General features: G+C 66.7%; 8 protein-coding genes. 2 read left to right on the top strand and 6 right to left on the bottom strand.

Annotated elements, in window-relative coordinates:
* Window positions 1–2 precede the first annotated feature (2 nt).
* From FGX59_RS19450 to FGX59_RS19425, 6 genes are all read right to left on the bottom strand, one after another.
* Window positions 3–1052 (bottom strand): extracellular solute-binding protein, encoded by a 1050-nt coding sequence (locus FGX59_RS19450; protein ID WP_138468792.1) that lies wholly within the window; start codon window positions 1050–1052, stop codon window positions 3–5.
* Window positions 1053–1317: 265 nt separating this feature from the next.
* Entirely contained in the window at window positions 1318–2019 is a 702-nt protein-coding gene (locus tag FGX59_RS19445) for a GntR family transcriptional regulator (protein WP_240722579.1), read from the bottom strand.
* A 1248-nt stretch (window positions 2020–3267) separates the two neighbouring features.
* On the bottom strand, window positions 3268–3888 hold the full coding sequence (locus FGX59_RS19440) for a hypothetical protein (RefSeq protein WP_138468790.1): 621 nt from the start codon (window positions 3886–3888) through the stop codon (window positions 3268–3270).
* Between the two features lie 1005 nt (window positions 3889–4893).
* A complete protein-coding gene (locus tag FGX59_RS39470) occupies window positions 4894–8784 on the bottom strand; it encodes a G8 domain-containing protein (RefSeq protein ID WP_138468789.1) in 3891 nt (1296 codons plus the stop codon).
* Between the two features lie 370 nt (window positions 8785–9154).
* A complete protein-coding gene (locus FGX59_RS19430) occupies window positions 9155–9376 on the bottom strand; it encodes a hypothetical protein (protein WP_138468788.1) in 222 nt (73 codons plus the stop codon).
* Window positions 9377–9739: 363 nt separating this feature from the next.
* Window positions 9740–10942, bottom strand: a complete 1203-nt coding sequence (locus tag FGX59_RS19425; protein ID WP_240722577.1) for an O-antigen ligase — start codon at window positions 10940–10942, stop codon at window positions 9740–9742.
* A 277-nt stretch (window positions 10943–11219) separates the two neighbouring features.
* On the opposite strand from FGX59_RS19425, the gene FGX59_RS37650 reads away from it, so the two are divergent.
* Window positions 11220–12080, top strand: a complete 861-nt coding sequence (locus FGX59_RS37650; protein WP_171060728.1) for a hypothetical protein — start codon at window positions 11220–11222, stop codon at window positions 12078–12080.
* A complete protein-coding gene (locus FGX59_RS37645) occupies window positions 12077–13549 on the top strand; it encodes an FAD-dependent oxidoreductase (protein ID WP_171060727.1) in 1473 nt (490 codons plus the stop codon). Before FGX59_RS37650 ends, FGX59_RS37645 begins: the two co-directional genes overlap by 4 nt.
* Window positions 13550–13638 lie beyond the last annotated feature (89 nt).

Raw genomic sequence — 13638 nt, 5'->3', positions numbered from 1 at the left:
GGTCACAGCGCCATCAGCTTGTCGAAGCGGTCGATCCACGCGCGGCGGTTCGCGGCGACGAAGGCCCAGTCCGGCGAATGGATTTCGACGCCGTCGGGGATGGCGGCCCCCGCCTTGACGGTCGTGTTGGCCGGGACGGAGGCGGCGAAATCGGCGACCGCGGCCTGCATGTCCGGGCCCAGCATCTCGTTGACATAGGCCTGGGCCAGTTCCGGGTTGGGTCCGCCCTTGACCAGGCAGATGCCCGAGGGCATGGCAAAGATGCCCTCCTTCGGCGCGGCCAGGTCGACCGGCACGCCCTCCGCCTTGCGCGGCAGCGTGTAGGAGGAGAAATTGCCCGCCAGCATGGTGATCTCGCCCTGTTCCAGCAGGTTGAAGGCCTGGCTCATGGTCGAATAGACCGAGAGCAGGTTCGGCTTCAGCGCCTCGAGCTTGGCGAAGGCTGCGTCGATCTCGTACTGCGCCTCCGAGAAGGGCTTGCCGGTGGCAAGCATCGCGGCGGCGAAGAGCGTCCAGGCGCCTTCGGTGTTCTGCAGCGACGGGATGATCACCTGGCCCTTGCTCTCCGGCGCCCAGAGCGCCTCCCAGGCGGGCACGCCCTCGGGCAGGAAGTCGCTGTTATAGGCGATCCCGGCCCAGGGCTGGACGTAGTTGCACCACATCCCTTCCATATGGACCGCGTCGGGGCGCAGATCGGCCATGTTCGGCACCGCCTCCGGGGTGATTGGCGCCAGCAGATCCGCCTCGACCGCCTGGATCATCACCGGATCGTCCATCTGGACGACCGAGAGATAGGGCTTGTCCTTGTTGGAGGCCATCTTCTCCAGGTTCACCGAGGATTTCGTGCCCTCGAACAGGATATCGGCGCCGATCGCGGATTTCATGTGCGGGGCGACGATCTCCTCCATCCAGGCGGAGTGGCTGCCGGCGCAGCCGATGACGATCTCGCTCGTCTGGGCGCGCAGCAGAGCGGGGGCGGCGAAACTGGCGGCGGCGGCGGCGCCGGTGGTCCTTAGAAAGCGGCGGCGGCTGAAGCCGGTGGTCTGGATCATGGGGTCCTCCTGCGGGGCGTTCTGACGGGATGCCAAAATGGAATGCCATTTGTGGATCGAGCAAAATCCCGTTTCTAGCGAGAGGATTTAGGTCGTGGATAGCAGAATATATCGTCGAAGACGCAGATTTGAGCGCGGTCAAGATGGGATGCCATCTTTTGAGCCGCTTTTGAATCTCACATGGGATGCCATCTTAGGGATCCGCGGCAGACAGGACGAATCGACCGGCGACGAGGCCGGGGCCATGCGCCGCGACGGCTGGATGTCAGGACGCGGCGGCGGCCTCGGCGCCCAGCACGGCGGCGACGCTTTCCCCGGTATGGAGAAGGTGCAGGCGCCAGACCTCGGCGGCGGCGGCTTCGTCGCGGGCGCGCAGGGCCGCCATCAGCCGGCAGTGCTCGTCCACGGATTGCGTCAGCCGCGCGGGATCGGTGATCGCGATATAGCGGCCGCGCCGGGCCAGCGCGATCAGGCGGCGATGGGTGGCGGAGATCACCGGATTGCCGGCAAGGGCGACGATCCGGTCGTGGATCAGCGAGTTGGTGTCGAAATAGTCGGCGTGATTGCCGATCTTGTGGAAGACCATCATCTGGTCATGCAGCTCCTCGAGCTCGTCCAGATCGGCCTCGCCGATGGTCCGCGCCAGCCGCGAGGCGGCGATGCTCTCCAGTCCGGCGATCACCTCGAAGAGGTTCATCGCGCCTTCGGCATCGTAGCGCGTGACCATTGCGCCCTTGTTGCGCGAGATCTCGATGAGCCCGTCATTGTGCAGCAGCTTCAGCGCTTCGCGCACGGGCGTGCGCGACAAGTTCAGCTCGGCCGAGATCTTGCGTTCGACCAGCCGCGCGCCGGGGGCGAGCTCGCCCTTGACGATCCGGTCGCGCAGCACGTCGGCCACCCATCCGGCAATCGCGGTCGGGGTCGCTTCGGCCGGGAGGTCGGAATCGGTCTGGTCGGAAAGGGTCACGGGGCGCCTGCCATCGTCGCTGCGATATGGGATGCCATCTTGCCGCCTGCGCCGACGCTTGGCAACGCGGAAAGGCCCGAGCCCGTCCGTCCGTGCGGGACGAGACTGCCGCGGGACTCCGGAGCGGGTGCAGAGCTGAAGCGTCCGACGGGGACTGAGCCGGAATGGCGCTTGGCATCGCTGTTCAGCGGAGTCGAAGGCGAAGGTCGCGGGAAACTGGCGGCGGCCGGACCGCCCGGGACGCAGGATATCCATCCGCCATGATCCCCGGCTGGCAGCGCAGAGCGATCGGGAACGCGGCGCGGGACCTTGGTGCCCGAACGGCATCCGAGGCATTCGTACCGGCCACCGCGATCGACAGGGGGCCGTTCCCCGCCACCGGTTCGAACGCGACGGCCGAACGCACGCCATAATCGGCCAGCTGGCAATCCGGCGCGATTGTCTGCCGGATGCCCCCGGGACCCGCCCCGGCTCTGGCGGCAGGAAACGGCGGGGAAAGTTCATCGCGATCCCAGTCTCAGGCGGCATCCCGGCCTCCTGTCGCCGACCCGCGCGCGCCTGTGCTGCGAGCCGCTTGGCGAAAGCGCCGGGAACCTGGCTTCATGGAGGTCATCGGCCGCCAATGTCGCGGACATGCTCTGCTGCGGGTTACGGCATGGCCCCGCCCCATGCCGGGGGAAGTGCGCACATGCGGGCGATATCGCCAGCGCCCGCTCGTGGGACCATTGCGTCTGGGGCCTATCTGCCCGGCGCGCGGAACCAGCAGGACGTGTCCGGAGCGCGAGCTGCATCGCGCGCCAACCGACGGCGTATGCGACCCGCGTTCTGGAGGACTTTCCATCATCCGGCCGGTCCTGCCCGGGGCGCCGACGTCAGCCGCATTCCCTTGCGCCGGGGGGCTCTACCTCGTTGCCATAATGGACTGGCATAGCCGGAAAGTGCCGAGCTGGCGGTTGCCGAACCCGAAGGACGCGGGGGACTGCGCCGACGCGAATGACGGCAGGCCGGAGATATTCGGCACCCCCTCTCGAGATGCTTTTTTCGGAAATGCCCTGTCGGTCAGCCGGTCGTGATGCCGGTTCGGCAACACGGACCTCACCGGCTTGCTGCAGGACGCGGCGGCGAAGATTTTCATGGATGCGCGCGGGTACCGGATCGGCAATCAGAGAATTCCAGGTTCATCCTTTAGACGCGTAGGCCTCTGATATCGTGAAGGCCGAAAGGCCAAAAATGGGACAGCAGCGCGCGTCAGGCGGGCTTGGGAAACTCCGTGGCTTCGAAGAGTCCGAGTTGCTCCGGTGTTGTTCTGCTGATGCCCTGCAAGGGGCAGCGGCCTGCATGGGCGGTGTGCTTCCGGATGCGTGCAAGCAGGTCGAACGCTGTGCGCAGGCTCGCGGAATGGCCCTTCTCCTTCAGCCATATGTGCATGATGCCGTAGAGGATCAGCGCCGGAAAGCAGATCAGGGCATGCGCGCGACGGTCTCGGCTGGCCTGATCCCGGCAACATTGGCCAGCGGCGCGAGCTTGCCGTCGAGGCTCCAGCGGAACCGGCCGGGCCTGATGAAGCAGGTAAGCGCCGTCTTGGCGACGGCCTTGGTGAAGCGCCCGGTTCAGGGCAAGGTCGAAGCCGAGCCCCTTCCAGATCTCTTGGGGCGCGAAGACATCGCCGAAGCCGGGCGAGGACTCGCAGGTCACGTCGGAGGCGGTATTCTCGTGCCGCCCGGCCGCGCAGTTCAGGCCGTTGATCAGCGGGTCGAGCTTGCCGAGGTTGGCGACGACCGTGATGCGGACTTTTCCAGCCTGGTCGCGGCGGCCCTCGATGAGCTGCAGGTGGCGGCCGCCGCCCGATTCCGTACTGCGCGTGTACATGGACGAACATGTATCCTGCCCAATTTCATTGCCATATGGTCCATCACTCACATGGGAGGCCACAATAGGATGCTGCCGCAACCGGCCACCCTGGCGTCGCAAGTGATTGACTTCATTCAGTATGGCGAAGCGAAATCCGCCTGGAACTCGTTTTACTGTCGAAGCCAGGGAGGATCGGACGGGTCTGGCCGCTCTCGGAGGGCGTCGGCAAACCCCTGCCGCGCCGTGGCGCGCCGGAATGCGATTGCGTCGACTGAACGCCTTCGAGACCGGACCGGAAGGCTGGGGAGAGATCGCCTGGCGCAGCGACAGGCTCCGCACGCATCGCATGGGCTGATAGAGACGGACGGGGCCCATGGCAGCAGTCCCCGGACCTGAACGTCGCGGCCTGAACCGAAGCCGGTCCTGCAGCTCGGCTCGGAAGGTAAACTGCCCGGAAATCCGGGGCCGCGTCTGTTCTGGCCGGAGAAATGCAGATCCTGGCCGTGTGCGACCGCGCATATAAGGTCCCGGACACACGCGTGTCGATCAGCGGTCAACGGCGGGGCACGGCGCCGAAGCTGGCGGAGACCCTGAGGTGCCGGAGGTTCATGAAGCCGTGACTGGCAGCATGAAGACGGACGGCCGTCTGGTGCGCTGCTCCTTGAAAGGCACGGAAGGCCACGCGGTCCTCGCGGAGGACGGCACGATGACCGCAAGATACCGGCTCGATTGAGAGCGCTAGGGGCCGCGCTGATCACCGCGGTCCTCGCGCCTGTGCCGCAAAGGGAACCAGGTTAAGGTGCCGGAGCCGCTGCCGGTTCCCGGTGCGGGCGCGGTTGGACGGGTCGGGCAGTGACCGGAGCGCAAGGACGGCGGTGGACCGCAGGCTTGGCAGCAGGTTTCCGGACTAGTCCGGCCTTGTGCCAATGGCGATGCGGAACCCGGCGGTGCGGAGTTTCCCCGCCCGCCGGAAGGGACCGGCGGGCGGGATCGGGTCCGACCGGGGACCGGAGAAACGGCCCGTCAGAACAGGCTGTAGACGCCGAGATCGACGGCGAGATAGCCGATCTCTTCCTCTCCATGGACCATTTCCGTGTCGGCAGACTGATCCTCCCTCAGCAGGAGCGTCACGTCGGTCCCGGCGCCGTCATAGCGCAGGACGGCCGTTTCGGCATCGTTCCCGGTCTGGATCGCCGCCAGGAACGCGATCTCGTCGATGCCGGAAGCCATCGCCAGATCGGTGCCCGGGCCGCTTGAAACAGCGGTGGCGCCCGTCTCGATGCCATCGCCGCTGCCCGCCTCGATCGCGATCCAGTCGATGGTCTCGGGGCTGTGCCGGTGGTCCCGCGCCTCTTCCTCTGCCATGCGGAGCGAGAAGCCCGTCCCGGTGACGTCGGACATGCGCGTCGCCACCGCCTGGCTGCCGACGACACTGGTCACCTGCGACAGCGCGATCGGCGAGCTGTCATAGCCCTCCAGCGAGACGTCGACCCAGTCCTCGTCCACCGCGGAGACGCGCCCCGCCGTGATGGTCTGGCCGGAGGCCAGCTCATGCGTCCCGGCCGACATCGCGATCCAGCTGACCGTCTCGGTCGTGTGGAAGCCGTCGAGATAGTCCCACTCGTCGACCTGGTACTCGAAGCCGGTATCGGTGACATTGCGCACGCGCATGGTCGCGCCATTGCTGCCTTCGAAGCTCAGCGGACCCATCACGACCCGGGCATCCTCGATCGTCTGCGAGAAGGACACGCTGTACCAGTCGTCCGGCGATGCCTGCCGCACCGTGACCTGGCCGGCCTCGAGCAGGCCGGACGCTTCCTGGGTGCCGCCGACCGCGTCCGAGGCGTCGTCTGTGCCCGCGTCGGCTTCCGGCGCGGCGGCGGCCGAAAGGACAAGGGAGTCCGCGCTCTCGAACGCGGCCTTCTCGACGTCGTTGAGCACGGCGAGCGCATGGAACTGGCCGTCGAGCTCGATGCCGACCCGGAGGCCCGGCTTGATATTCGTCAGCGAGACGATCCCCGCCATTTCCGTTTCGCTCAGACCATAGGCCTCCGCAATCCCGAACAGGTCGATCTTGTCGCCCTCGGCCACCGAGAAATCCAGGATCGTGTCGCGGTAGTCGCCGATGGCGCTTTCGTCGAAGCGGAACATGTCCGCGCCCGCACCGCCGGCGAGGTGGTCCTTGCCGGTGCCGCCGTCGATGATGTCGTCGCCAGCCCCGCCGGTGATCGTGTCCCGCCCGTCGAAGCCCAGCATCTCGCTCCCGGCGCTGCCTGCGGAGAGATTGTCGTCGCCGGAGGTGCCTTCGATGAGCAGCAGGCCGCTGTCGCCTCCGCCCACCGTGTCGGACCCGCCGCCACCAGTATCGGTGCCGCCGCCGTCGACCGTGTCAGACCCGCCGCCGCCAGTATCGGTGCCGCCGCCATCGACCGTGTCGGACCCGCCGCCGCCAGTATCGGTGCCGCCGCCATCGACCGTATCGGACCCGCCGCCGCCAGTGTCGGTGCCGCCGCCATCGACCGTGTCGGACCCGTCGCCGCCGGTATCGGTGCCGCCGCCGTCGACCGTATCATCCCCGTTCCCGCCGGTGCCGGCCAGATCCGTGGCATTCTTCTCGTACCATTGCGGATTGTTGATCTCCGGCGCGGGATAGGAGGCCAGCGCATAGGGGGCGAGTTCCGCGTCGGAGAAGCCGACGAGGTTGATCTCGATGATCACCGGGTGCTGGTCGCCGGTCAGGCGGTCGGTGATCCAGTTGATGACAGGGCTCACCCAGCTGCCATCCGCCTTCTGGAAGGCGCCATGCTGGGCGAGGAAATCCTCCATCTCCCATTCCTTCTGGAGCCCGCCGGAGGAGGCGCCGAAATACATGTCGATGCCTTCGAAGTCCTTGCTGGTGCCGGAGCCGTTCGGCGGCTTGGCGATGACATACTCGTTGAAGCGGCGCGTCCCGACCGAGTCCGTGATGGTCCCGGTGAAATCGAGGGTCCTGTCATCCGGGCCGATTGTGACATCCGAGCCGGGATTGAGGGTGAAGGTCACCGCGGACCGCTCCGTCAGGCTGCTGCCGTCGACGATCTGGGGCATCGGGTTGGTGTAGTCGATGCCGTGCTGGGTCTTGAAATAGGAGATGAGCTCGTTGCGCAGCGAGCTGTCGTCGACACTGCGCAGCAGGTCGTGGAGGTCGAACTCCGTGCCGATATTGTCGAAGGTCGTGTCGATCAGCACGACCTCGTGATTGACGCCCCAGCTTTCGTAGCCGGTGCCGAAATCATGCATGTCGACATTGTTGAAGACGACCGAAGAGGTCTTGCGCTCGATCCGGAAACCGATGCCCGAGCCCTGCCAGGTGGAGTCGACGAACATGTAGTTCGACGCGTAGTTGTCCAGGTTGACCGCGTCCTCTCCGCCCCAGATCAGGAAGTCGTGGAATACGCTCATCGTGTCAGAGTCGTCGGCCATCTGGCGGTGGAACACGCGCAGGCCGGTACCGGTCGCGATCGAGGTATTGTTGTTGAAATCCGTGATCGGCGGCTCTTCGTGATCGAGCGCGAAATCGAAGGGCGAGGGGTCGTAGGGCACCTGCTCGCGCTCGAACATCTTGCGGTGGGCCCCGTCTTTCGGCGCGCCCGAGCTGTCGGCATCCTCCGGGAAATGCTCATGCCCGGAATAGTTCCAGCCGATATTGGCATTCGCCGCGATATTGTCCTGCTGGATGACGACCCGGGACTGGTTCTCGTAGGCGGCGCCCTCGCTTCCGACCTGGGCGTGGCCGTCCGAGCCGTAGACCTTGTTGGCTTCGACCGACGTGACGAGATTGCCGATCCATTCGCCGGTTTCGTCGCCCCATTCCGAGACGATGCCGCCGCCGACCGTGTCATAGACGACGTTCTGGTTCACATGCGCAGCGCTCGAATGCTGGGTGATGCCCCAGCCGGGGCTGCCGGATACGGCATTTCCCTCGATTACCGAAATCGCCGAGTCGGGCTCCGTTCCGGTTTCGTGCATGTGGATCGGATAGCGGCCCAGCGGATTGTCCTGGGTGCCCGTGACTTCCGAACTGTCGGTCCGTCCCATTTCGTCGAAGGCCGCATAGCGCACGGAATTCGCCACGCCTTCCGCATCGCCCGCGGAATTGTGCAGCATCAGATGGCCGCGCGTTCCCTCCGGATTCTCCGAGGCGAAAGTCACGTTCCGGGACAGGTTTCCGACATAGGTTTCGAAATCGAACCCGTCGGGCGCCACATGGTCGTAGCGCAGCGCGGTGTCGAAGGTGATCGTGTCGCCGGAAACCGAGGTGATCGTGCGCACCTCGTCCTGGCTGCCATCGCCGGTGCCGACGACGAGGATCGTGTCCCCCGCCTTCCAGTTGGAGAGATCGCCGTCGACCGTGATCGAACGCGCCCCGGCCGTGGCGCCGCCTTCCATGGCCAGATGGCCTTCCTTTGCGGCGCCCTCGATCTCCACGCGGCCGAAGGCGACGAGCCCGTGGCCGAGCTGGTCGGGATCGGAGGCAAGGTCGATGGGCGTGTCGCGGAAGGTGATATTGGCCTCGATCCCCGCGGGCAGCGGGTTGTCCGCGGTGCCGATCTCCAGCGTCGAGCCATGGCTGGTGACGATCGTCTCGACCAGCATCTCGGTGCTTTCGGCAGTGCTCCAGCGCAGCGTGCCATCGACCCGCAGGACGGAAAGCGGCACGGCTGACGCCATGTCGTAGGTCACGTCGATACCGGCCGGGATCTGGACTTTGGCCTCGGCCCCGGGAACTTGTCCGCCCGCCCAGGTGCCGGGATCGGACCAGTCGCCGTTTTTCACCGCGACATGCGTCATTTCCGCCGGATCTGCCAATTGGTCCACGTTCTGCATGTGCTCCATTGTCGCTTCCATGGACATGCTTTCGCTTTCGGATTCCATCAAACTTCCTTCGTTCACACCGGGAAACTTCGCTTTCCCAATCGGCCGATAAACCCAGCTCTTGACACTCAATAAAAAAACACGGGGACCGGCATGGGCCAGTTCTCGTGTTTCAGATGTCGCCGAAAAGCGGTTGATGGAAGGTTAAGGGTAAGCTTTTCCGGAGTCGACCGGCCATAAATCGCCAATAAAGGGAACCGGCAAAAATCCGCCAATAATTTTCCGGCCGAAGGCGAGTTATGAAAATCTAAATATGTGTCGTATTTAGTGACAGTTTGATGGAATCAGGCATAAATGGAACGGGTTAGGAGACGATCTCAATTGGTTGCGAAATTCAAGATTTTGCCGAGAAAATTGACCACACGTTATTTTATTCGCCGCCGTATTTGCTTTTGCTCTCAAAACAAAACCATTTCAGTTGAACAATAGGATTCTCGAATAGAGCAAAATTCGAGCCGGAAGCCTCGAAAATGATCTGGCTTCGGGATGCCGGGACGGGTGCTGTCCGCAGGTCGGGAATTTCCGCTTGTCCATCCGGTGAAGCCGACTGCCCGAAATGCAGCCGGGGCAGGGCGATCTCGGTCTTTCCCATGCGCTCTCTTTCGAAACTGAACGGAATGGGGCGGTGGACGGCTTTCTGGGTCTGGCGCAGGCTGCCGTCCCCACCGTCCGCGTCCCCGAAAGAGACCCCCGCCGCAGCGCAGTAGAACGCGGGGACTTGCCGGGCCCGGCCTGGTTGCTGCTTCGGAAGGACGCGCATCGGGGGCCAGCCCGGACGTGCTCTGCCGCAGCTCGCTCAGGGTCGGCTCCGGGCGGTGGGAGAGGCGGAGACATGGTCCCGTGGGCTGCAGGCGGTGCTCCGCCGCATCCGGCGGGCCAGAGCCCACCGCGGATTCCGCGCCGCCCGGATGCGGCGCGTCGGCGTTTCCGGCCGCTGGTCTGGCCGGGCGTGGCGCTAGATCGAGCCGGGCCGCCTGTGCAGGGGCGCGCGGTAGCCGCTCAGGGACACCGGGCGCGGGGCTGTCCGCCTGCTGCGCAGCTGGCTCAGTGCCGAGAGCGCGCCGATCCACAGGATCATGTGGAAGAGCGAGAAGGGCTTCAGGAAATCCGCCTCGGTCATTGTTCGCGCCAGAACGGTGAGGGTCTGGGTGAGGAAGTAGATCTGCGCCACCCCGGCCAGGACCAGCGCGCCCCTGAGAACCTGCCAGGCGCCCCAGATCAGCGCCATCACCGCCAGGGCCAGGCCGATCAGCCCCTGATGCACCGCGATCTCGTAATAGCTGTTGTGGAAGTTGAAGTTGTCGCCGGGGCTTTTGTGGAACTCCTCGTAGAGCTTCTGGACCAGCGGCGAGGAGCGGTAGCGCCAGAAGCCGTTCTCGCCGACGCCGAGCCAGGGCTCCTTCGCGATCTGGTCCTCGGCATAGTCCCAGAGCACCGTGCGTCCGGTCAGGGTCGTGTCCTTGCCGAAATGGTTCAGCACGGCCTCCACCGGGCTCTTCTGCAGGCTCGGAATCACGATCGCCCCGGCCCCGGCCACGAGCGAGAGGCAGAAGCAGATCGCCGCGATCCGGCCCGCCCGCAGGAGCCCGCCGATAAGGAAGAGCGAGCCGCAGATATTGATCAGCCCGGTCACCGCGACCAGCATCACCGCCGTCGCCGATTCGCTGAGAAAGGTCATGATGACGGCAATCACCGCGATGCCGGAGGCGCAGACCCGGATCCACCAGGCCGAGCCGCGGTCGAGCAGCACGGCCGAGGCGATCACCCAGAGCACGACCATGTACTTGCCCATGTAGTTCTTCTGGACGAAGATCCCGGTCCGCAGATCCCCGGTGCCGAAGGCGTAGACGATGTTGATCACGCCGATGATGCCGGTGGCCAGCAGGATGCCATGCAGAATGCGCCGCGGGCTCATGGTCGCGGCGACCTGGTAGCAGATCGCCATGGTCAGGGTCAGATAAACCGCCTTCTTGAAGGCCGTGACCGGCACGACCGCCCAGAGCGGAGAAATCAGGCACCACATCGGGAACAGCATGATGATCCAGGACCGCGCCAGAATCGGCGCGATCTTTCCCTGATCCCGCCAGACCGCCCAAGCGTAATAGAGCGCCAGCGGGTAGAGAATCAGCTCGTCCATCGGGAACTGTATGAAAGTCACCAGGCACCACGCCGAAAAAGCTAGGAAATCCCTGGTCTCCGGCGCTATCCTCAGCTTCAGCGAGTTTGCGCGCCTGTCTAATCTATGAGCGAAGATAATACTCTTCCTCCGCGAATTACTTAATGAATTACGCCGATGCCGAAGGGCAGGGCCAAGTTAACGGATACTACGAGCCGATGCAGAATCGAACAGTTTTCATCAGCATGTGCAGCGAAAGCCCAGTTTTGTCGGGCAAAGGCCGGAGAATTGCCCAAGTCCAGGCGCGGGGCATCCTTTCGTGACCATTCCCGTGCTCGACCGGCTCGAGGCCGGAGACGTCCGCGCGGTGGCGCTGGACGGCCATGTCCATTTCTATCCCGGCGCCGACCTGTCCCTGGCGCTGTCCGCGGGGCGGAAAAATCTGGTGGCGGGGGCGGCGGCCCGGGGCTTTCCTGCCGTGCTGCCCTGCCTGATGCTGACCGAAACGGTCCGCGAGAATGCCTTTGCCGCGCTGCGCAGCGGAGAGATGGCCATTCCCGGGTGGCAGCTTTCCGGCTTGCGCGACGATCCGGCCGCGCTGGTGGCGGCAGATGCCGAAGGCCGCCGGATCCTGCTGGTGGCCGGGCGCCAGATCGTCACCGCCGAGAAGATCGAGGTCCTCGCCTTCGGCATGACCGGCGCCCATCCGGACGGGCGGCCGCTTGCCGATGTCCTGGCCGGACTGGCGGAGCTGGGGCATCCGGCGGTCCTGCCCTGGGGCCTCGGCAAGTGGCTGGGGCGCCGGGGCGCCACCCTCTCCGTACTTGTTGCGGAGGGCCGGGTGCCGGGGCGGCTTCTGGGCGACAATGCCGGCCGGCCGCCCGGCTGGCGCTCGCCGCTCCTGGCCGCGGCCGCCGCGGCGGGCATCCCGGTGCTGCCGGGCACGGATCCGCTGCCTGTTCCGGGGGCGGAGGCGGGGATCGGCCGGTTCGGTGGCCTTCTCGATGCCCCGGTCGATCCTGCACGGCCCGCCCAGGGCATCTGCGCGCGCCTCGCCGGGCGCGAGACCGCGCTCCCCGTCCTCGGCCGCCGCAGCGGGCTGGCGCGGATCCTCTCGGGACAGCGTGCGCTCCGCCGCCGCCGTGCGGCTCCTGCGATCGGCCCGGAGGCCGCGACATGAAGCGGTCGGGCCTCGGCGAACTCTGCAGCCGCCCCTTCGACCTCCTGGTCGCAGGCGGCGGCATCTACGGGCTGATGGCCGCCTGGGACGCGTCGCTGCGCGGGCTGCGCGTCGCCCTGGTCGAGCGGTCGGATTTCGGTGGCGGCAGCTCGCATAACTCGCTCAAGATCATGCATGGCGGCATCCGCTACGTGCAGCATCTCGATTTCCGGCGGCTGCGCAGCTCGGCCCGGGAACGCGCTTTCTGGCAACGCGCGGCGCCCGGCCTCGTCCGGCCGCTGGAATTCACCATCCCGCTCTACGGCCATGGCAGCCGCGGGCCGGAGGCGTTCCGGGCGGCCACGGCCCTCTATAACCTCGCCTCCGCCGGGCTGCGCGGTCCCGGCTATCCCGGCGCGCGCACGGTCGGCGCGGCCGAGGCGCGCGCCCGGCTCGGCCGGCTGGCCGGGGCGGATCTGACCGGCGGCGGCGTCTGGCGCGACGGCCAGATCACCGACGTGAACCAGCTCCACATGGCGCTGCTGCGCGCGGCGCTCTCGCAGGGGGCATGCGCGGCCAACTACATGGAGGTGACGGGCTTCGCCGCCGAGGGCGCGCGCATTGCCGGCGCCTTCCTGCGCGACCGGCTGACGGGCGAGACCGGGCGGCTGAGCGCGACGGTCACGCTGTCCTGCACCGGCGGCCGGGCCCCGGCGCTGGCCGCGCCGCATCTGCCCGCAGGCTCGGGCTTTCCGGGCTTCGCCCGCGCGACCAACCTGGTCCTCGACCTTCCGGCGGCAACCATGGCCCGGGCAGTGGTCGGGCGCGCGGAGTCCGATGCCGTCGTCTCGCGCGGCGGGCGGATGTACTTCCTGACCCCGTGGAAGCACCTCACCATCGCCGGCACGCATGAGGCGCCGGCCCGGGGCGCGGCGAAATCCGATGCCGATGTCGACGACTTCCTCGCGGAGCTGAACCTGGCCGCGCCGGAGCTGCGGCTGAGCCGGGGGAACGTGCTCTGGGTGCAGCAGGGGCTGATCCCGGCAGATGTCGACGATGCCCGCGGCGTCCGGCGCAAGACGCGCGGCGCGCTGATCGACCATTCGCAGGCGGGGCTGCCGGGGCTCGTCAGCGCCATCGGCGTCAAGTACACCACCGCGCGGCTGATCGCGGAGCGCGCCGTCGATCTGGCTGCGTCGCAGCTGCCCGTCTCGGGGGGCGCGTCCCGCAGCAGCGGCGAGACGCTGGCGGTCGACTTGCGCGACGATCCCGATCCGCTGGATGGCGCGGCCGCGTCCGAACGCATCCGCCACGCGGTCGGCGCGGAGATGGCGGTGACGCTCGAGGATGTCATGATCCGGCGGACCGGCTGGGCGGAGACCGGCGCGATCCGCCGTCCCGGGGCGATGGAGAGCCTGCGCCGCGCTGCAACGGGCCTCTGCCTCGACGGCCCGCTCGACCAGCTGCCGCCCGTGCGGAAGGAGGCCTGACCCGGATTGCCCGGCGCGCCAGCCTGACCGGCCCACGGCCGCAGCGCCGCAATCTCCGGGCATTCCTTGGCCGGAAGGTGTCTGCGAAA

The organism is Poseidonocella sp. HB161398, from assembly GCF_005870025.1.
Lineage (GTDB): Bacteria > Pseudomonadota > Alphaproteobacteria > Rhodobacterales > Rhodobacteraceae > Mangrovicoccus.
The sequence above is the reverse complement of the archived record's forward strand: the minus strand, read 5'-3'. Positions and strand labels throughout refer to the sequence as shown.